Raw genomic sequence first — 20,248 nt, 5'->3', positions numbered from 1 at the left:
CGTCAGCGGTGCGCGGCGCGGCGCAGCCGGTCGTTGATCGCGACGCCGACGCCCCGCTCCGGCACCGCCGCGACCGCGATCGCGCTCGCCGCCGACGCGTCGGCGCGGTGCAGCGCGTCGAACAACCTTGCCGCCGCCTCCGCCACGTCGCCCGCCGCCGACAGCGTATCGTCGCCCGCGACCGCGCCGAACCCGATCAGCCACTCATCCGCGCGCGGCCGCGTCGCCTCCAGCCGCAGCGGCTTCATGGGCGCGTAATGCGTGTCGAGCTGCCCCGGCGCGCTGACGTGCGCGGTCGTGCCCGCGGCGACCGGCAGCACCGCGCCCAGCATTTCGGCGGTCACCGGTCCGGGGCGCAGGATCGTGCGCCCGGCCAGGATCGTCGACTCGACTCCCGCCGCGGTCGCGCCGTCGTCGATGATCAGCGGCACGCGCGCGCCGAGACTCGCGGCGACATGGCTCGCGAGCGTCGGGCTGATGCCGTTGCTCGCGTTCGCCGACGGCGCGGCGAGCGGCGCGGCGCTCGCCGCGATCAGCGCGCGCATCGCGCGGTGCGCCGGCACCCGGATCGCGACCGTGTCGAGCCCGGCGGTGACCAGCGACGCGATTTCCGCGTCGTCCCGCAGCGGCAGCACCAGCGTCAGCGGCCCCGGCCAGAACCGCGCCGCGACCGTGCGCGCCTCGTCGTCGAACGCCGCGATCCGCTGCGCCGCGGCCAGGTCAGCGACGTGGACGATCAGCGGGTTGAAGCTCGGCCGACCCTTGGCGGCGTAGATGCCCGCGACCGCCGCGGCGTCGCGCGCGTCTGCAGCAAGCCCGTACACCGTCTCGGTCGGCACCGCGACGATCCCGCCGGCGCGGATCAGCGCCGCGGCCCGTCCGATCGCGGCATCGCCGAAGGCGCGGATGACGGGTGGTTGAGCCTCCATGCGCGCACGCTATAGCGGGCGCGACCAGGAGAGAGAAATGGCCTTCACCGCCCCCGTATCGGAGCAGCGCTTCGTCCTCGACACCGTTGCGCGGATCGGCGAGCTCGCCGAGACCAATCGCTTCGCCGCCGCCACTCCCGACGTGATCGACGCGGTGCTGGAGGGCGCGGCGCAGTTCGCGGCGGGCGAGTGGGCGCCGCTCAACCGTGTCGGCGACACGGTCGGCGCGCGCTGGACCCCCGAGGGCGTCGTCATGCCCGACGGCTACCGGGAGGCGTACCAGGCGTACGTCGCGGGTGGCTGGGGCACGATCGGCGTGTCGGAGGAGCACGGCGGTCAGGGGCTGCCCTTCGTCGTCCAGGCCGCGGTGCTCGAAACGCTCGGCAGCGCCAACATGGGCTTCGCGCTCTGCCCGACGCTGACGGTCGGCGCGATCGAGGCGATCGAGCATCACGGCACGCCCGAGCAGCAGGCGACCTACCTGCCCAAGCTCGCGACCGGCGAGTGGACCGGCACGATGAACCTGACCGAGCCGCAGGCGGGCAGCGACGTGGGTGCCCTGCGCGCGACCGCCGTGCCGCGCGGCGACGGCACGTTCGCGATCAAGGGCACCAAGATCTACATCTCGTTCGGCGACCACGACATGGCGGACAACATCGTCCACCTCGTCCTCGCGCGCACCCCCGATGCGCCGGTCGGCACGCGCGGCATCTCCTTGTTCCTGGTGCCGAAGGTACGCGCGGGCGGTTCACTCAACGACGTTCGCGTCGTCTCGATCGAGCACAAGATGGGGCTCCACGCCTCGCCCACCTGCGTGCTGTCGTTCGGCGACCACGACGATTGCGTCGGCGAACTGATCGGCCCCGAGTTCGGCGGGATGCGCGCGATGTTCACGATGATGAACAACGCCCGCCTCAACGTCGGCCTCCAGGGCGTGCAGGTCGCCGAGGCCGCGACGCAGAAGGCGGTCGACTACGCCCGCGAGCGCGTCCAGGGCGCGCGCGCCGGCGCGCAGTCCGCGATCATCGAGCACCCCGACGTGCGCCGCATGCTGATGCGGATGAAGGCGCAGACGATGGCGGCGCGCGCTTTGGTCTACTACGCCTGCGGACAGGTCGACCGCGCCGGGCTGGGCGACGCGGCGGCGAAGGACCGGCTGGAGATCACCACGCCGCTCGCTAAGGCGCACGCGACCGATCTGGGCAACGAGATCGCGAGCATTGGCATCCAGGTCCACGGCGGGATGGGCTTCGTCGAGGAAACCGGCGCGGCGCAATTCTTCCGCGACGCGCGCATCACCCCGATCTACGAGGGGACGAACGGCATCCAGGCCGCCGACCTCGTCGGGCGCAAGCTGTCGCTGTCGAACGGCGGCGCCTTCGCCGGCCTGATCGCCGACATGCGCGCCGAGGCTGAGCACCCGCGCCTCACCGCGCTGGTCGACGCGTGCGAGAGCGTAGGGCGGCGATTGCAGACCGCCGACGCCGACGATCGCCAGGCGGCGAGCTACCCGTTCCTGACCATGCTGTCGGTCGCGACCTGCGGCTGGCTGCTCGAGCGGCAGGCACGCGTGGGAGGCGCGGACGCGGTCAAGCAGGCGAGCGTCGCCTTCTACCTCGACCAGATCGTGCCCGAGGCGATGGGGCTGGAGGCCGCGGCGAACGCGCCCGCGACCCAGCTCTACGCGCTCGCCGCCGACGCGTTCTGACTGGTCACTCGCCCGACGGGCAGCCGTCGGGTGCGGGCGCGCGGTAATCCGCCGGGTACCAGCGCGACACGCCCGCGTCCTGGTCATGGTAGCAGACGGCGGCGTCGCGACCGTCTGGGGTGATCGCGATCGCCCAATTGTGCGGCCCGCAATTGTGCGCCTCGCACGCCCAGGACAGCACGCGTCCGTCCCGCTCAGCGATTGGGTTCGCGGTCGCGTCGCGGCTCAGCACAATGTCGCGCACCTCGGCGTCGGGCACAACGAGCGCCACTGCGGCGCGCACCGCGGGCTCGTCGACGAAGCGCGTGCCCGCGACGGGATCGAACGGGTATTTGCCGACGTAGCGCGACAGGTCGGTGCCGGCCGCGCTCGGTATTGGCGCAGGCGCGGGCGCTTCAACGGCGCGCGTCGGCTCGGGCTGCGGCTCGGGCGCGCGGCTGCACGCGGCGAGCGCGATCAGCAGCAGGGCGGTGGCGCGCTTCATTGGCGACGCAGCGACGCGCTCTGGATGTGCCATTGCCGCTGCTCCGCGGTGGCGCCGTCGACGTCGTTTACGTGGCGCAGCGTATACGTCCCTGCGAAGCGTTGCGCGGTGCCGTCCTTCAGCGTCGCGCGCACCGTCACGGGTACGCGGATATAGGTCGATCCCGCCGCGCCCTCGGGTCGGGTGGGCGCGCCCGCCACCACGCTGGTGTGCCGCGTCCGCGCGAAGCCGCAGATGAATTGGTCGAAGCTCTGCCCGCTCGCCCGGCCGCCTTGCGCCCACGCGCGATAGGCGGTGCGGTAGTCGCCGCGGTCGATCGCGGCATAGTATCGCTCCACCACCGCGCGCGCGGCCTGTGGCGAGGTGGCGGGCGCGGCGACCGCGGCGCTGCCAAGCAGGACGGAGACGAGAATGCTCATGCGCGCGACAACGATCGACGTCGCCGCACGGTTTCGCGTGGCTCAGGCGTCGCTGCGTTCCAGCAGGTCGTGCGGGTCGAGCCCGAGCAGGTCGATGTAGCCGCGAATGCGCGGCCATTGGTTGGCAACGAAATTCTCACGCTCGGCGTCGCGCAGCCGCTCCACCGCGCCCGCGAGCACGAACATGCCGACGCCGCGGCGCACCTCGACGTAGCCGTCGTCCTGGAAGCTCTGATACGCCTTGGCGACCGTCAGCGGGTTGGCGCCGTGTTCCGCCGCGAGCGCGCGGACCGAGGGGAGCTGGTCGCCCGCCACGAAGTCACCGCGCAGGATCCCCGCGGCGATGGTTGCGCGCAGCCGGATGTAGACCGGGCTGTCCTCGTTGCTCAGTGCTGCCATGCTGCGTTAATACAGCAAATGGGGGCGAAGTCGAGCCTTCAGCCCCGCGCCTCAGCCCTGCCAGTCGCTCCACACCTGTTCGATCGCGGGACGCGGCCGCTCGTCGAGCGCGCGCGCGGGCGTGCCGATGAAGACGAAGCCGGTGATCCGCTCGTGCGCGCCGCCGAACGCGTCGCGGACCCGGTCGGAGAAGGCGGGCCAGCCGGTCAGCCATCCTGCGGCATAGCCGTGCGCGTGCACCGCGTGGAGCAGGTTCATGCACGCCGCGCCCGCCGACAGTTCCTGCTCCCACACCGGGATCTTGTTGTCGGTCCTGGGGGACGACAGCGCGACGACCAGCGAGGGCGCCTGGGTCGCGAACTGCGTCATGTTGTCGAGCTCCGCCTGTCGCGCCTCCGGCTTTTCGGCGCGGTACGCCTGGACCAGCAGTGCGGCGAGCCGCTCGCGCTGGTCGTCGCCGACGATCACGAACCGCCACGGCGCGAGCTTGCCGTGGTCGGGTGTGCGCGCCGCGAGCGCGATCATCGCCACCAGTTCGGCGTGGTTTGGACCCGGCGCGACCAGATCGCGCGGCTTGCCCGAGCGACGGGTGGACAGATGCGAGAGCAGCGATGAGCGGTCGTTGAACATGGGCGCGCATCTAGGAAGCGTTAACGCGTATTTACAGCACCGGCTTTGCCGCTAGTCTCCCGTGCAACCATCGCGCGCGCCACGCAGCGTGCGCCACGTGCGAGTTCAGGGAGCGTATTTCAGACAATGGTGGACACCCCGACGGCCGACAACCGCGCCGAGCCCGACATCACCCACGTCAACCCGGCGGCCGAGGAAACCTGGTTCGGCCACCCGCGCCAGCTCGCGCGGCTGTTCACCACCGAGATGTGGGAGCGGTTCGGCTTCTACGGCATGCGCGCGCTGCTGACGCTGTACCTCACCAAGCACTTCGTGTTCGGCGACCGCGAGGCGACCGGGCTGTACGGCGGGTTCACCGCGCTTGTCTACCTGACCCCGCTCGTCGGCGGCTACCTGGCCGACCAGTATCTCGGCTCCAAGCGGTCGGTGAAGTTCGGCGCGATCATGATGGCGGTCGGCTACCTGACGCTCTGCTTCGGCGGCGACACCGCGCGCCCGATCGCGACGGTCGACGGGCAGCGCTACGCGGTCGAGATCGACGGCTTCCGCGACGGTCCGACCAGCGCCGCGGGCGAGCAGCGTTTCCTCGTCACCCCGCAGGGCCGGCTGGAGATCAAGGGCAACGAGGACGGCACCGTGTCGCTGCTCAACCCCGATCGCTCGGTCGCGCGCACGGTCGCGAAGGGCGCGTTCGAGCCGGGCGGCGAGCGCAGCGCGCTCCTGACCGCGGTGCTGCTCATCGCGCTCAGCCTGATCTCGGTCGGCAACGGCTTCTTCAAGCCCAACATCTCGACCATGGTGGGTGAGCTGTATCCCAACGGCGACCGCCGCCGCGACGCGGGGTTCACTATCTTCTACATGGGGATCAACCTGGGCTCGCTCGGCTCGCAGCTGCTCTGCCCGTTCCTCGCCGACGCGGTCGGCTGGTGGGCGGGGTTCGGCCTCGCCGCCGCGGGCATGCTCGTGTCCTGGTCGCTGATCCAGTTCAACGGTGGCAAGCTCGACGGCATCGGCGAGCCCCCGGTGCGCGAGGGCGCCGACCGCACGCTCGCGATCTTCGCCGGCGCGATCCTGGCGGTCCCGGTCTTCTACCTGCTGTTCACCAACCTGATGAACGCCGCGCCGCCGGAAGCCGGGTCGGGGCTGCTCGGCTACGTCGAGTCGCTGCCGCTGATGGGCAAGCTGCTGTTCGGCACCTTCCTGGTCGCGGTGCCCGGCATCCTGATCTGGTCCTACGCCAAGGGCAGCCGCGAGGAGTTCCAGATGATGCTGGCGGCGATGATCCTGATCGTCTTCAACGTCGTATTCTGGACGCTGTTCGAGCAGGCGGGGTCGAGCCTGACGCTGTTCGCCGACCGCAACACCGACCTGACCGTCGCGGGCGATTTCGCGATCACCGCGCCGCAGACGCAGTTCTTCAATGCGCTCTTCATCGTCATCTTCGCGCCGATCATGTCGATCCTGTGGACCAAGCTGTCCGCGCGCGGGCTGGAGCCATCGATCCCGGTCAAGTTCGGCATCGCGCTGATCGGCGTCGGCGCGGGCTTCCTGTTCCTGGTATGGGGCGGGCAGTTCGCGGGCGCCGACTTCAAGGTCGCCTTGTGGTGGCTGGCGGGGCTCTACCTGATCCACTCGCTCGCCGAATTGTGCATCTCGCCGGTGGGCCTCAGCATGATCACCAAGCTGTCGATCGCGCGCATCGTCGGCCTGATGATGGGCGTTTGGTTCCTGTCGATCTCGGTCGCGCAATATGTCGCCGGCATCGTCGCGCAGGTCGCCTCGGTCGAGACGGTCGGCGGGCAGGTCACCAACCTCAAGGTCAGCCTCGACACCTACAATCAGGTGTTCTGGACCATCGGGCTCGCCGCCGCGATCATCGGCGCGGTGCTGCTGGCGCTGTCGCCGCTGATCAGGCGCTGGATGCACGGCGTGCAGTAAGGGAGAGCCGACGTGGGGGACGTGCTGATCGCCGCGGTCGCGTTCGTGGGATCGCACTTTCTCCTGTCGCATCCGCTGCGCGCGGGCCTGGTGGCGCGCGTCGGCGAGCGCGGGTTCGCCGCCGTCTACAGCCTCGTCGCGTTCGCCACGCTCGGGTGGCTGGCCGCCGCTTACCGCGCCGCACCCGCGGCGACCCCGCTATGGCCGGTCGGCGACGAAATATGGGCGGTCGCGACGCTCGTCATGCTGGTGGCGAGCGTGCTGTTCGCCGGCTCGCTGGTGCGCAACCCCGCGCTACCCGATCCCGGCGGCGCGGCGAAGCCGGTGCCCGAGGCGCGCGGCGTCTTCGCGGTCACGAGGCACCCGATGATGTGGGCGTTCGCGCTGTGGGGCACGGTGCACATCCTCGTCTATCCCGATCCGTCGAACGTCGTGCTGGCGGGTGCAATCATCGTGCTCGCCTTGGTCGGCGCGCATCTGCAGGACCGCAAGAAGGCGCGGCTCCAGCCCGATTTCTGGCCCGAGTGGCAGCGGCGAACGAGCTACCTGCCGTTCGCCGCCATCACCCGCGGGCGCGCGCGGATCGGCACGCCAGGCGGTCACGCGCTCGGCGGCGGTGTCGTGCTGTGGCTCGCCGCGACCTGGGCGCACATACCGCTCGTCGGCTGGGCGGCGGGTATCTGGCGCTGGATCGTCTGAGCCGGGCGCAACAAATGTTACGTTCGGCTCTGGCGACACGAAACGAAACAGGACAAGGAGGCGCGACAACGGCAAACGTGCCGACCATCAGGAGCGCGTCATGACCCGCGGAGCCGAAATTGCAACCAAGGTCGCCGCGTTCGTGCGCGACACGGTCGCACCGTTCGAGCGCGATCCGCGCTGCGGCGCGCACGGGCCGTCGGACGAGCTGGTGCAGGAACTGCGCTGCCTCGCGCGCGCGGCGGGCGTGCTCACGCCGCACATCCTGGCGGACGGCAGCCACCTGACGCACCGCGAGACCGCGCAGGTGCTGCGCGCCGCGGGGCTGTCGCCGCTCGGCCCGCTCGCGGTCAACGTGATGGCGCCCGACGAGGGCAACATGTACCTGCTCGGCCGCGCGGCGAGCGCGGAGCAGAAGGCGCGCTTTCTCGCCCCCCTCGTCAGCGGCGAGGCGCGCTCGGCGTTCTTCATGACCGAGCCGGCGGCGGACGGCGGTGCAGGCTCCGACCCGTCGATGATGCTGACCACGGCGACACAGGACGGCAACCACTGGGTGGTGAACGGGCGCAAGGCGTTCATCACCGGTGCGCAAGGAGCCAGCGTCGGCATCGTCATGGCGAAGGCCGAGGAAGGCGCGACGATGTTCCTCGTCGACCTGCCCGAGGCTTACGAGGCCGGGGCGATCACGATCGAGCGCGTGCTCGACACGATCGACAGCTCGATGCCGGGCGGCCACGCTGTCGTGCGGATCACTGACCTGCGCCTCCCCGCCGACCAGATGCTCGGCAACCCGGGCGAGGGGTTCAAGCTCGCGCAGATCCGCTTGGCGCCTGCGCGGCTGACCCACTGCATGCGCTGGCTGGGCTCGTGCCAGCGCGCGCACGAGATCGCGACCGACTACGCCAACCGCCGCCACGCCTTCGGCAAGCCGCTGATCGACCATGAGGGCGTCGGCTTCATGCTGGCGGAGAACGTGATCGACCTGAAGCAGGCCGAGCTGATGATCGACTGGTGCGCCGACGTGCTCGACACCCAAGCACTCGGCACCGCGGAGAGCTCGATGACGAAGGTCGCGGTGTCGGAGGCGCTGATGCGCATCGCCGACCGCTGCGTGCAGGTGATGGGCGGCAGCGGCGTCACCGGCGACACGATCGTCGAGCAGGTGTTCCGCGAGGTGCGCGCCTTCCGCATCTACGACGGCCCGACCGAGGTCCACAAGTGGAGCCTCGCCAAGAAGATCAAACGCGACTGGCGGGACAGCCAGCGCCCGCAGGAGAGTTGATGCCCATGACGCAGCCGCTGTTCGGATTGATGCAGGACGTACCGCTGACGGTGGACCGCTTCCTCGACCACGCGGCCGCGTGGCACGGCGCGCGCGAGATCGTCTCGCGCGAGGGCGACGGCGGCCTGACGCGGCTCGATTATTCCTGGCTCCACCGGACCGCCAAGCGCGTGTCGAACGCGCTCGCGCGCGCCGGCGTAGGGCAGGGCGACCGCGTCGCGACGATGGGCTGGAACAGCGCGCGCCACCTCGCCGCCTGGTACGGCGCGACCAACATGGGCGTGGTGCTCCACACGCTCAATCCGCGGCTGTTCGCGGAGCAGATCGCCTATATCGCCGACCACGCGGGCGACCGCATCCTGATCGCCGATCCGGCGTGCGCGGCCCTGGTCGGCCCGCTGCTCGCCGCCGCGCCGTCGATCGAGCGGGTCATCTTCCTGTGCGCCGCGGCGGAGCTGCCCGCCACTGATTACCCCGCTGTCGCGTTCGACGACTGGATCGCCGACGAGCCGGCGGAGTATACCTGGGGCGGGTTCGACGAGCGGCTGGCGTGCGGGCTGTGCTATACCTCCGGCACGACGGGAAATCCGAAGGGCGTGCTCTACTCGCACCGCTCCAACTACCTCCACACGATGATGACGCTCCAGGCCGACGCGCTCGCGCTGACGACGCGCGACACGGTGCTGCTGATCGTGCCGATGTACCATGCCAACGCCTGGGGCGTGGTCTATTCCGCCCCCGCGGTCGGCGCCAAGCTGGTGCTGCCCGGCGCGCGCATGGACGGCGAGTCGATCTACCGCTTGATCGAGGACGAGGGCGTCACCTTCTCCGCCGCGGTGCCGACCGTGTGGCAGGGCCTGCTCCACTATTTGCGTAGCAGCGGCACGCGCTTCTCGACGTTGAAGCGCGTCGTGATCGGCGGCTCCGCCCCGCCGGAGGCGCTGATCCGCGCGTTCCAGGACGATTACGGCGTCGACGTGATCCAGGGCTGGGGCATGACCGAGACCTCGCCGCTCGCGACGCTGTCGACCCCCAGTCCCGAGGTGCTCGAGCAACCCTATGACGAGCAGGTGCGCCGCAAGGGAATGCAGGGGCGTCTCGTCTGCGGGCTCGAGCTCAAGCTGACCGACGACGACGGGCGTCGCCTCCCGCACGATGGCCGCACGTCGGGGCGGCTCAAGATCAAGGGGCCGACGATCACCAGCGGTTACTTCGGCGGCGAGGGCGGCGAGGTGCTCGACGAGGAAGGCTTCTTCGACACCGGCGACGTGTCGACGATCGACGCGGCCGGCTACATGCAGATCACCGACCGCGCCAAGGACATCGTCAAGTCGGGTGGCGAGTGGATCAGCTCGATCGAGATCGAGAACATCGCGGTCGGCCACCCCGAGGTCGCGCTCGCCGCGGTGATCGGCGTCGCGCACCCGAGATGGGACGAGCGCCCGATTCTGCTGATCCAGTGCCACGCGGGCGCCGCGTGCGGGCGCGCCGAACTGCTCGCCTTCCTCGACGGCAAGATCGCGCGCTGGTGGATGCCCGACGACGTCGTCGTGGTGGACGAGATCCCGCTCGGCGCGACCGGCAAGATCGACAAGAAGCTGCTGCGCCAGCGGATGGCCGGCTACGTGCTGCCCGACCTCGCCGCGAGTTAGTCGAAGCGTGCAGACCCGCGCGCGATTTGCATAATCGCGTGGTGAGGCGCATCGGGTGCGCGCCGGCGCGCACGACGTCGGCGACGGAGAGGCTCAACCGATCGGTCGGGGTCGCCGGCACGTGCCGTCACGGGCGCGCCCGTGACCCTCACGCCCGCGCGGGCGGCCGAGCATCCGGGATCACGTCATGAGATTGCGCCGCCGGGGCCTGGCCTCGATCAACAGTGAGGTACGCGACGGCATCCTGCCCGCCGCCGACGGCATCGCGCGGGTGGCGATCCCCGCGGGCGAGCCGCTCCTCGCGCCGCGCAACTACCGCGTCACCGCGCTGATCATCGCCTGCGCGCTGTTCATGGAACAGATGGACGCGACGATCCTGTCGACCGCGCTGCCGACGATGGCGCGCGATTTCGGCGTGCCCGCGACCAGCATGGGCTCGGCGCTGACCTCCTACCTCCTGGCGCTCGCGATCTTCATTCCGGCGAGCGGGCGCATGGCCGACCGCTTCGGGTCGCGCACGGTGTTCCGCGCCGCGATCCTGATCTTCGTCGCGGGGTCCGCGCTGTGCGGCGTCGCGCCGACGCTGCCGTTCATCATGGCGGCGCGCTTCCTCCAGGGTCTGGGCGGCGCGATGATGATCCCGGTCGGGCGGCTGGTGCTGCTGCGCAGCGTCGCCAAGCAGGACATGGTGTCGGCGATGTCGTGGCTGATCATGCCCGCGCTGATCGGCCCGATCCTGGGCCCGCCGGTCGGCGGCGCGATCGTCACCTATCTCGACTGGCGCTGGATCTTCTACCTCAACCTGCCGATCGGGCTGCTCGGCGTGGCGCTGGTCACGCGCTTCATCGGCGATGTGCGCGCGGAGCGCCCGGCGCGGTTCGACCTGCGCGGGTTCGTATTGTCCGGCGTCGCGCTCGGCTGCCTGCTGTTCGGGTTCGAGATGACCAGCCGGGCGGGTGAGATCGCCACCGCGCTGGTGCTGATCGGGATCGGGCTGGTGTCGAGCGCCCTGTACATCGCGCACGCGCGACGCCGCGCGCAGCCGATCCTCGACCTGACCCTGCTCGCCGTGCCGTCGTTCCGCCTGTCGGTGATCGGCGGATCGCTGACCCGCATCACGCAGGGCGCGCAGCCATTCCTGCTCCCGATGATGCTCCAGCTCGGCTTCGGCATGACCGCGGCGGCGAGCGGCGCGATCACGATCGCGAGTGCGATCGGGTCGCTGGCGATGAAGGGGCTGGCGCCGCGCGTGCTGCGCCGCTGGGGCTTTCGCCGCAGCCTGATCGTGGGCGGGCTGGGGGGCAGCGCGGGCTACGCGGTGTGCGGGCTGTTCCGCCCCGACTGGCCGGTGCCGCTGATCTTCGCGATGCTGATGGTGTCGGGCTTCTTCATGTCGTTCCAGTTCTCGGCCTACAACACGATCGCCTACGACGAGATACCGCCCGAACGGATGAGCTCGGCGACCAGCTTCTACGCGACGTTCCAGCAGTTGATGTTATCGTTGGGTATCTGCGCCGCCGCCGCCTCCCTCCACGTCGGCATGCTCTCGTCTGGACATGACCGGCCGCAATTGAGCGACTTCACGCTCGCGTTCCTGGTGGTGACGGCGGTGTCGGCCACCGCGACGATCTGGAATCGCCGCTTCGCACCCGACGCGGGCGCGCAGTTGAGCGGGCATGTCGCGCCGCGGCGCTCGGGTGGGGTCCAGCGCTGACGTAACCGGCACGCCCGATCGACGTTGGCGCTGAGCAGCGCCCGCGCATGTCCCCGCTTCAAATCGCCGGCATTGTCGCTAAACCTATGTCAACTCGACCATCCACATCGGTTCAGTCCCGCTCATGTCCGACAGCCCGCTCGAAGTGCGTCTCTCCTACCATCTCGCCCTGACCTTCTCCGAGCGCGAGGCGCTGCGCTCCCTCGAACGGCGCGAACGCAGCTACCGCGCGGGCGAGATCGTGCTGTGCGAGGGGCAGAGCACCGACAGCCTGTTCGTGGTGTCGAGCGGCTGGCTCCACGGCTCGGTCAAGCTGCCGAACGGCGACCGGCAGATTCAGCGCTTCTACTTCGTCGGCGACGTCACCACGACCCTGTCGCTCGCCTGGGGCTACAGCGCCGCGACGTTGCAGGCGGTGAACGACGCGACTTTGTTCGAGATGCCCAAGGACGCGTTCGGCCGCCTGTTCCGCAGCCATCCGCGACTAGGCGCGATGCTGTTCGCGGTGTCCACCGCCGAGCAGGTGGCGATGGCCGACCGCCTGACCTCGATGGGGCGCACCGACGGCTTCACGCGTATCGCGACGCTCTTGCTCGACGTCCGCTCGCGGCTGCGCGTCGTCGACGACCTGCGCGGTTCGTCGTTCGAGCTGCCGCTGACGCAGAAGGACCTGGGCGACGCGGTCGGGCTGACCAAGACGCACGTCAATCGCTCGCTGAAGGCGCTGGAGGCGACCGGACTGGTGGAGCGCGACGGACGCCTGATCCGCATCACGGACGTCGACCGCCTCGCCGAACTGGTCAACTTCGTCGATCGCCACGGCGTGATCGCGACCGACTGGCTGCCCCCGGTTGGTGCCGAGGCCCCAGTGACCGCGCAGTGACATAGGTCACCCGCAACCGGGTGGCTCGACGATCTATGTTACCGCGCGTCGTTTTTTCTCACCATTGTTCGATCGTTCGCTGAACCGCGGCGCGACCTGTCCCTTTTACCGTGCCGTGAGCGGGCGATTTCGCCGCGGGAGGGGATTATACATGGCAGAACGGTTGGGCGTGGCGATCGTCGGCGTCGGCGGCGCGGTGGCGACCACCGCGATCGCGGGGATCGAGATGATCAAGGCGGGCTCGAACAGCCTCGACGGGCTGCCGCTCGCCGACCGCGACGTGGCCGGCATGGTCGCCTACCGCGATCTGGAATTCGGCGGCTGGGACCTGGCGGATGAGACGCTGGGCGCGTGCGCGCTGCGCCACGGCGTGATCGGCGACAAGGAATTGACCGACGGCGCGGCCGTGCTCAATCAGATGCGGCCGTGGAAGGCGGCGGGCTCGACCGGTTACTGCGCCAACATCGACGGCACCAACAAGCTGGGCGGCGGACACCGCGCCGCGATCCAGCAGATCCAGGACGACCTGCGCCGCTTCAAGGACGAGAAAAAGCTCGACCGCGTCGTGGTCGTCAATCTCGCCTCGACCGAGCGCAAGCCCGGCGACGACGGTGCGTTGCAGTCGCGCGAAGCCTTCGAGCAGGGCCTGGACGCCGACGACGCCGCGATCAGTCCGGCGATGCTCTACGCCTATGCCGCGATCGACTCCGGCACGCCCTACGCCAACTTCACGCCCTCGGTCGCGGCCGACGTCGCGCCGCTCGCCGCGTTCGCCGCCGAGCGCAACGTGCCGGTCGCGGGCAAGGACGGCAAGACCGGGCAGACGTTCATGAAGACGGTGATCGCGCCTGCGCTGCGCGATCGCGCGCTCCACGTCGACGGCTGGTTCTCGACCAACATCCTCGGCAATTCGGACGGCCTCGCACTCGACGATCCCAAGTCGCTGCAGTCTAAGCTGGGTACGAAGAAGAGCGTGCTCAACCAGATACTCGGCTACCCGGTCGAGGATCACATCATCATGATTCATTATTACAAGCCGCGCGGCGACGACAAGGAAGCGTGGGACAACATCGACTTGACCGGTTTCATGGGTCAAAAGATGCAGCTGAAGCTCAATTTCCTGTGCAAGGACTCGATCCTCGCCGCCCCGCTCGCGATCGAGATCGCGCGCTGCCTCGACCTCGCGCAACAGCGTGGGCAAGGCGGCGTGCAGGAGCAGATGGGGCTGTTCTTCAAGCTGCCGCAGACGCGCGGCGACTATGATCCGGTCCACGGCGTGCCCGAGCAGCAGTTGATCCTCGACAATTGGCTGGACGGTCGCGCCGAGTGACCGACACGCCGGTGCTGGACATGATCGCGGCCGAGGCGCCGGGACTGACCCCGGCTGCCCTGCCGTTCCTGCGCGAATTGGGCGACCTGAAGCGCGTCCGCTCGGCCGCCGCGCCCGGCTCGATCGCGGAACGGTTGTTCGTCGCGGGCTGGGCCGCGCTGGTGCGCGGCGACGATCCGGCCGAGGTGACGATGCGCGTCACCGCGTCGGCGCTCGTCTCGGCACGGCTCGGCGATCTCGACTTGGCGGCGATGACGGCGCTCGGCATCGGCGATCAGGCGGTGGCGGTGCTGGAGCGCGCGTTCGACGAGATCGCCGACCAGGTCGCGCCCTCGCTCCACGCGCGCCTTCGCGCCGCGCTGCCGCTCGGGCGACCCGCACTGAGCGACACGCCCGCCTTCGTCGGCAAGCTCGCGCGACAACCGCGCGCGGGCGTGACCTGTCCGGGGCAGCCGCGGATCATGCTGCAACCGCCCGAGAACCATGCCGAGCACTGCCTGATGGTCGCGGTCTACGGCGTGCTGGCTAGCGCGTGGCACGGTGCCGATCCGGTGCCCGTCTTCCTCGCCGGCATGGCGCACCATTTTCATAACGCCGACATGCCCGACAGCGGTTACTCGGGCGAGATGCTGCTGGGCGACGCGCTCGACACCGCGATCCAGCACGCGCGCGCGGCGAGCATGGCGGAGCTCGCGCCCGACCTGTCGCGCACCGTCGCCGACGCGCTCGCCCCGATCGGCGGCGAAGAGACGCCCGAGGCGCGCGCCTTCCACGTCGCCGACGTGCTCGACCGCGTGCTGGAGATCGAGCAGCACACCCGCGCCGCCCGACTGACGATGCAGGTCGTGCTGGGCGACTATGGCCTTGTCCACGACGGCCCGGTCAAGGCGTTCCATGACCGTGTCCTACTCGACGCGGGGCTGATGTGACCGGGGAGGCGAGCCGCTGGCGCTCGCCGCTGACCGGGCGCGTGCTCGTCCACGACACGCCGCACTCGCTCGCCGCCCTCGGTGAGCGCTGGCCGGTGGTCGACGGCATCCCGTACCTGCGTACCGAGAGCGAGGGGCTCGTCGCGGTCGCGCTCGATCACCTCGACGCGGGTTGCCCCGACGACGCTTTGGTCGCGCTGCTGACCGATCAGGACGCGTGGTGGACCGGTCCCGCAACCGACCTGACCGAGTTGAAGCGGCTGGTGCGGGAGCGCGAGACGCTCAACCTGCGCCAAGCCATGGCGCTGCTGCGGAAGGGGCCGGTGGCGGATTACTTCGCCTACCGCTGGAGCGATCCGACCTATCTCGCCGGGCTCGCACTGCTTGAGGCGCATTGGAGGGCGCCCGCGACCGCGTTCGAGCTCGCCTGCGGGATCGGCCATTACCTGCGCGACCTGACGCGTGCCGGGGTGGCGTGCCTTGGCGCCGACGTGGTGTTCGCCAAATGCTGGCTGGCGAAGAACTGGGTCGCGCCGGACGCCGATTACGTCGTGTTCGATGCCGCCGCCGCGTGGCCGATCGCCGACCAGCGCTTCGACCTCGTGATGTGCCACGACGCTTTCTACTTCCTGCCCGATCAGCCGCGCGTTGCGCAGCGGCTGCGCGCCGCGACCGCGGAAGGCGGCGTGCTCGCGGTCAGCCACCTCCACAACGCGGGCGTTGCGGGTGGTGCCAAGGGGCCGGCGCGAAACGGGGCGGAGTGGCGCGCGCTGTTCCCGACCGCGCAGGTCCATGACGAGCGCGCGCTGCTCTGCGCGCTGATGAAGGGCGCCGCTCCGCCGACCACCGACTGGCGCGACGATCCGGTGATCGAGGCCTGGTCGCTGGTCGAGGGCGCCGGTGAGCCGCGCGCGATCACCGGCGGCGTCGCGATGCCGCCCCGTGACGCGACGCTGCGTCGCAATCCGCTGCTCGGCGACGATGACGAGGTCTACTGGCCGTCGCCGCGCTACCGCGACGAATATGCCGCCGGTTGCTTCTGGGCACTTCCCGACGAGGCGCTGCCGTTCGACCCTGACGACGCACGCCTGCGTCGCAAGGTCGACCTGCCGGAGCGCTGGTGATGTCGGCGGACGCGCCGCGCTGGGGGATCGTCGGCTACGGCTGGGTCGCGCGCGACTACATGGCGCCGGGCATCGCGGCGGCAGGTAGCACGGTAACCGCCATCGCCGATCCGTCGCCCGCCTCGCGCGCGCGTGCCGAGGCGGCGGGGCTCGCCGCATTTGCCGATGCCGGGGCGATGCTGGCGTCGGACGCGTGCGACCTCGTCTACGTCGCGACGCCCAATGACGCGCACTCAGGCCCGGTGGCTGCCTGCGCCGCCGCAGGCGTGCCCGTGCTGTGCGAGAAGCCGATCGCGGCGACGATCGAGCAGGTCGAGGCGATGGCGGCATCGCTCGGGCCTACGCTCTACGGCACCGCCTTCGACCAGCGGCACCATCCCGCGCACGCGGCGATGGCGGACGCGATCGCCGCGGGTGACATCGGGCGCCCGGTCGCGGTCAGGATCGTCTACGCGTGCTGGGTCGACCCGGCCTGGACGCCCGCCGGCGGCGCACACGATAATTGGCGCGCCGACCCGATCAGGGCAGGGGGCGGGGCGGTGATCGACCTCGCGCTCCACGGGCTCGACCTGTCCGAACGGCTGCTCTGCGAACCGCTCACCGACCTGTCGATCCAGCTCCAGCGCCGCATCCACGATTACCCGGTCGACGACGGCGGGATGCTGTCGGGCCGCACCGCCTCGGGGGTGCTGTTCCAGAGCCACGTGGCGTACAATTGCGCAGAGGTGCTGCCCAGGCGACGGCTGGAGGTGCTCGGCGAGCGCGGCCTGCTGGTCGCGACCGACACGATGGGGCAGACCGCGGGCGGTACGCTGATGCGCCGTTGCGCGCAGAGTGGCGAGGAGCGCGCCGTGCCGTTCGACACCGCCACCTCGCCCTTCGCCGCGCAGGCCGCCGCGTTCATGGCGGCGGCGCGGGGCGAGCCGCACGATTTCTCGATGACGCGCGACCTGGCACTCATGCGGCTGTTCGACCGCGCCTATACGGAGGCTCGCCGATGGCTCTGAGCTGGTTCGCCTGCGCTAATTGCGGCTTCTGGCAGAAGCATTTCGCGCCGCCCGACTGCCCCGTCTGCACCGACGTGCGTAACGACTTGCCCGAGGACGGTTGGCACTTCCTGCCCGAGGCGGAGGTCGCGGCCACCCACGACGGCTCCGCGCGCGAGGTCGCGCCGGGGTTATGGGCGTTCACCACCAGTCCCGCGCTGGGGCTCGCCGGCACCGGCTGGCTGATCGCCCGCGACGGCGGCAATATCGCTTTCGAGGCCGCGCCCTTTTACACCGAGGCGATGCTCGATCGGATTGCGGCGCTCGGCGGCATCGCCTTCCTCGCCGCCAGCCACGCGCACGGATATGGCGCGCTGTTCCAGCTTCAGCGCCGCTTCGACCCCGCCGTGGTCGCGATCCAGCGCGACGACCTTCGCATGACCAAGGCGTTCCGCGTCACCATGCCCTACGATGACGCGCTGGAGCTCGCGCCCGGCTACACGCTCCATCACGTCGGCGGGCATTACGAGGGACAGGCCGCACTCCACGACGCGCCCGGCCGACGCCTGTTCTGCGGCGACATGTTCAAGATCGACCAGGATGCCGACGGCCACTCCCACGCGATTTCCAGCCACAAGGCCTTTCACAAGGATATTCCGCTGACCCACGCCGAGCTTCGTCGCTACCGCGACGTCATCGCGCCGCTCGACTTCGACGCGGTGCTGACCCCGTTCGAGTACGCGCCCGAGGTTGGCCGAGCGGTCGCGCTCGCTGCGCTCGACGACGGCCTCGCGCGCGCGCCCGGCGTGCGGCGGATCAGCCTGTGAATAGCGGCCTTCCCAGCGGCCTCGGTGACGCCGCGCGTCGCTACCTAGACGCGTTCCCCAAGGGCGATGTGGTCGCCTTTCCGATCCACCCGCTCGATCGGCTCGGGCTACCGGTGTGGGTCGTGGCCTTGTTCCCCGAGGACGCGGCGCTGTCGGGGATCATGCCCTACGGCGTCGGCTACGGCGCGACCGACGAGGCGGCGGTGCTCGGCGGATTGGGCGAGATCGCCGAAATGGTGTGGCCGACGCTGACGCTCGGCGCGCGCACCAAGACGCGCGGCAGCTACGCCGAGCTCGCGCGCAGCCTGGGCGCGCACGCTGTCGCCGACCCGTTCACGCTCTGCCTGCCCGCCGGCTCGCCGGTCGACCACGACACGGTGCTCGAGTGGGTCGAGGCGAAGCGCTGGCGCGACGGCTCGACCGTACTAGTGCCGATCGACCTCGCCGCCTATTCCTCGAAGGAGCTCTCCCCCGGCTACCAGCCATTCACGACGATCATTTCAAATGGCATGGGCGCCGGCCCCGACCTCGACTGGGCAATCGGCCACGGTCTGTGCGAAATCCTGCAGCGCGACGGCAACGGCCTGCTGTTCCGTGCGCTGGACCGCGGTGTGACGCTGGAGCTCGACGGCGACCTGCCCGCCTCGACCCGCGCGATCCTCGACCGCTTCGACGCCGCCGGCATCCGCGCGATCCCGAAGTTCGCGACCGACCAGTACGGCCTGCCCAATCTCTATTGCGCCGGCGTCGACGAGCGCGGCGAGCCGGCCGCGCCGATCATGGTCACCGCCTGCGGCGAGGCGTGCCACGCCGACCGCGCCGCCGCACTCGACAAATGCCTGACCGAGTTCGCCGCCAGCCGCGCGCGCAAGGCGTTCGCGCACGGCCCGGCGGACCTCGTCGCGCAGGTCGCTCCTGAGGGTTATGTCGAACGCTTCATGGCGCAGGCGGGTGGTGCTGCGAAGTCGAGCGACCGCCGCGCATTCGACGCGATGCGCGACTGGACCGGGCGTAGTGCGGGCGAACTGCGCGGCTGGCTCGCCGACAACGTGCTGTCCGACCGGTCGTCGCACCGCTTTTCCAACCTGCCGTCGCAGCGCGCGCCCGATGGTCACGCGCGCGCCGCGACCGCACGCGCCGCGGTCGGGGCGGCAGGGTTCGACGTGCTCTACGTCGACATGGCGCCGGCCGACCGCTCGGTCACCGTGGTCAAGGTGATCGTGCCCGGCATGGAGGTCGAGACGATGAGCTACTACCGCATCGGCACGCGCAACGCCGAGAAGCTGCTCGCGATGGACTCACCGCTGATCCAGTTCGGCGAGGAAGGCGCGGCGTTGCAGCGCATCCGCCTGCCCGAGGCCGATGCCGAGCGGCTCGGTCACCCGCTGTTCGACACCGAGGCGGCGGACCGGCTCGTCGGTCCGCTCTATCCCTTGTACCGCGAGCCCGAGGCACACCACGTCGCCTGGAAGAGCGAGGCATGACCCTGCGCTACGCCTACAACACCAACGGCGCTGCCAACCACCGGCTCGACGACGCGCTGCGGCTGATCGCGGACGCGGGTTACGCCGGCGTCGCGCTGACGCTCGACCATCACCACCTCGATCCGTTCGCCGATACGTGGGAGCAGGAATGCGACCGCGTCGCGCGCCTGCTCGGCGACCTCGGCCTCGGCAGCGTCATCGAGACCGGCGCGCGTTACCTGCTCGACCCGCGCCAGAAGCACGAGCCCACGCTCGTCACCCCCGACGCGAAGGGCCGCGCGCGCCGCGTCGCCTTTCTAAACCGCGCGCTCGATGTCGCCGCCTGGCTCCAAAGCGAGACGGTGTCGTTCTGGGCCGGCGTGCCGCAGGCGGGCGTCGATCATGCCGAGGCGCGCAGGTGGATGGACGAGGGGTTGGAGCAGGTGCTCGACCACGCCGAGGCGGTCGGCGTAGACGCGAGTTTTGAGCCCGAACCCGGGATGCTGATCGAGACTGTTGCCGACTACGACACGCTCGCCGCGCGTCACCCGCGGCTGCGGCTCGCGCTCGATACCGGCCACTGCCTCGTCACCGAGGATATCGAGCCCACCGACGCGATCCGCCGCTACGCGCCCCGCCTCGGCACCGTCGCGATCGAGGACATGCGTCGCGGCGACCACACGCACCTGCCGTTCGGGCAGGGCGACATGGACATGCCGACGGTGCTGAACGCGCTGGACGAGATCGGCTTCTCACGCCTCGTCTGCGTGGAACTGTCGCGCGAGAGCCCGCGCGCGCACGCCGCCATCCCGGAGTCGATCGACTATCTCAGGAACCTCGCCCGGTGAGCGT

The 20,248-nt window shown here is 70.4% G+C and carries 19 protein-coding genes; 14 read left to right on the top strand and 5 right to left on the bottom strand.

All coding sequences use genetic code 11. The features are described 5' to 3' along the window. Window positions 1-2 precede the first annotated feature (2 nt). Window positions 3-929 carry an L-threonylcarbamoyladenylate synthase gene (locus tag ACFDS6_RS02955; RefSeq protein WP_375270615.1) on the bottom strand — a complete coding sequence of 309 codons (927 nt, stop codon included), beginning with the start codon at window positions 927-929 and terminating at the stop codon, window positions 3-5. 37 nt (window positions 930-966) lie between these two features. On the opposite strand from ACFDS6_RS02955, the gene ACFDS6_RS02950 reads away from it, so the two are divergent. Next, window positions 967-2,637: an acyl-CoA dehydrogenase gene (locus tag ACFDS6_RS02950; protein WP_375270614.1), complete on the top strand. Its 1,671-nt coding sequence runs from the start codon at window positions 967-969 to the stop codon at window positions 2,635-2,637. A 4-nt stretch (window positions 2,638-2,641) separates the two neighbouring features. Here the strand turns inward: ACFDS6_RS02950 and ACFDS6_RS02945 are convergent, their stop codons facing one another. The 4 genes from ACFDS6_RS02945 to ACFDS6_RS02930 are packed head-to-tail and all read right to left on the bottom strand — an operon-like array spanning window position 2,642 to window position 4,569. Then, window positions 2,642-3,121 carry a hypothetical protein gene (locus tag ACFDS6_RS02945; protein WP_375270613.1) on the bottom strand — a complete coding sequence of 160 codons (480 nt, stop codon included), beginning with the start codon at window positions 3,119-3,121 and terminating at the stop codon, window positions 2,642-2,644. Then, window positions 3,118-3,540: a hypothetical protein gene (locus ACFDS6_RS02940; RefSeq protein WP_375270612.1), complete on the bottom strand. Its 423-nt coding sequence runs from the start codon at window positions 3,538-3,540 to the stop codon at window positions 3,118-3,120. The genes ACFDS6_RS02945 and ACFDS6_RS02940 overlap by 4 nt, the downstream gene beginning before the upstream one ends. A gap of 42 nt (window positions 3,541-3,582) precedes the next feature. Further along, window positions 3,583-3,939: a GntR family transcriptional regulator gene (locus tag ACFDS6_RS02935; RefSeq protein WP_375270611.1), complete on the bottom strand. Its 357-nt coding sequence runs from the start codon at window positions 3,937-3,939 to the stop codon at window positions 3,583-3,585. Window positions 3,940-3,990: 51 nt separating this feature from the next. Then, entirely contained in the window at window positions 3,991-4,569 is a 579-nt protein-coding gene (locus ACFDS6_RS02930; protein WP_375270610.1) for a nitroreductase, read from the bottom strand. 126 nt (window positions 4,570-4,695) lie between these two features. Between ACFDS6_RS02930 and ACFDS6_RS02925 the strand changes: the two genes are divergently transcribed. From ACFDS6_RS02925 to ACFDS6_RS02865, 13 genes are all read left to right on the top strand, one after another. Beyond that, a complete protein-coding gene (locus ACFDS6_RS02925) occupies window positions 4,696-6,507 on the top strand; it encodes a peptide MFS transporter (protein WP_375270609.1) in 1,812 nt (603 codons plus the stop codon). Window positions 6,508-6,528: 21 nt separating this feature from the next. Beyond that, the gene (locus ACFDS6_RS02920) at window positions 6,529-7,206 is read left to right on the top strand and encodes an NnrU family protein (RefSeq protein WP_375270620.1); all 678 of its coding nucleotides are present in this window, start codon (window positions 6,529-6,531) and stop codon (window positions 7,204-7,206) included. Window positions 7,207-7,306: 100 nt separating this feature from the next. After that, window positions 7,307-8,488 carry an acyl-CoA dehydrogenase family protein gene (locus ACFDS6_RS02915; protein ID WP_375270608.1) on the top strand — a complete coding sequence of 394 codons (1,182 nt, stop codon included), beginning with the start codon at window positions 7,307-7,309 and terminating at the stop codon, window positions 8,486-8,488. Continuing rightward, a complete protein-coding gene (locus ACFDS6_RS02910; protein ID WP_375270607.1) occupies window positions 8,488-10,140 on the top strand; it encodes a long-chain-fatty-acid--CoA ligase in 1,653 nt (550 codons plus the stop codon). Before ACFDS6_RS02915 ends, ACFDS6_RS02910 begins: the two co-directional genes overlap by 1 nt. Window positions 10,141-10,327: 187 nt before the next feature. Then, complete coding sequence (locus tag ACFDS6_RS02905) at window positions 10,328-11,854, top strand: MFS transporter (RefSeq protein WP_375270606.1); 1,527 nt, start codon at window positions 10,328-10,330, stop codon at window positions 11,852-11,854. 124 nt (window positions 11,855-11,978) lie between these two features. After that, complete coding sequence (locus ACFDS6_RS02900) at window positions 11,979-12,737, top strand: Crp/Fnr family transcriptional regulator (RefSeq protein ID WP_375270605.1); 759 nt, start codon at window positions 11,979-11,981, stop codon at window positions 12,735-12,737. Window positions 12,738-12,888: 151 nt separating this feature from the next. After that, the gene (locus ACFDS6_RS02895; RefSeq protein ID WP_375270604.1) at window positions 12,889-14,067 is read left to right on the top strand and encodes an inositol-3-phosphate synthase; all 1,179 of its coding nucleotides are present in this window, start codon (window positions 12,889-12,891) and stop codon (window positions 14,065-14,067) included. Then, on the top strand, window positions 14,064-14,996 hold the full coding sequence (locus ACFDS6_RS02890) for a hypothetical protein (protein ID WP_375270603.1): 933 nt from the start codon (window positions 14,064-14,066) through the stop codon (window positions 14,994-14,996). Before ACFDS6_RS02895 ends, ACFDS6_RS02890 begins: the two co-directional genes overlap by 4 nt. Then, the gene (locus ACFDS6_RS02885; protein ID WP_375270602.1) at window positions 14,993-16,120 is read left to right on the top strand and encodes a class I SAM-dependent methyltransferase; all 1,128 of its coding nucleotides are present in this window, start codon (window positions 14,993-14,995) and stop codon (window positions 16,118-16,120) included. The genes ACFDS6_RS02890 and ACFDS6_RS02885 overlap by 4 nt, the downstream gene beginning before the upstream one ends. After that, complete coding sequence (locus ACFDS6_RS02880; RefSeq protein ID WP_375270601.1) at window positions 16,120-17,127, top strand: Gfo/Idh/MocA family protein; 1,008 nt, start codon at window positions 16,120-16,122, stop codon at window positions 17,125-17,127. Before ACFDS6_RS02885 ends, ACFDS6_RS02880 begins: the two co-directional genes overlap by 1 nt. Further along, entirely contained in the window at window positions 17,118-17,933 is an 816-nt protein-coding gene (locus ACFDS6_RS02875) for a hypothetical protein (RefSeq protein WP_375270600.1), read from the top strand. Before ACFDS6_RS02880 ends, ACFDS6_RS02875 begins: the two co-directional genes overlap by 10 nt. Next, the gene (locus ACFDS6_RS02870) at window positions 17,930-19,417 is read left to right on the top strand and encodes a YcaO-like family protein (RefSeq protein ID WP_375270599.1); all 1,488 of its coding nucleotides are present in this window, start codon (window positions 17,930-17,932) and stop codon (window positions 19,415-19,417) included. Before ACFDS6_RS02875 ends, ACFDS6_RS02870 begins: the two co-directional genes overlap by 4 nt. Further along, window positions 19,414-20,244 (top strand): sugar phosphate isomerase/epimerase family protein, encoded by an 831-nt coding sequence (locus tag ACFDS6_RS02865; protein ID WP_375270598.1) that lies wholly within the window; start codon window positions 19,414-19,416, stop codon window positions 20,242-20,244. Before ACFDS6_RS02870 ends, ACFDS6_RS02865 begins: the two co-directional genes overlap by 4 nt. Window positions 20,245-20,248 lie beyond the last annotated feature (4 nt).

Source organism: Sphingomonas sp. (assembly GCF_042095875.1).
In the GTDB taxonomy this organism is placed as follows: domain Bacteria; phylum Pseudomonadota; class Alphaproteobacteria; order Sphingomonadales; family Sphingomonadaceae; genus Sphingomonas.
Note: the sequence above shows the minus strand (reverse complement) of the source record. Positions and strands in the feature narration are given on the sequence as shown.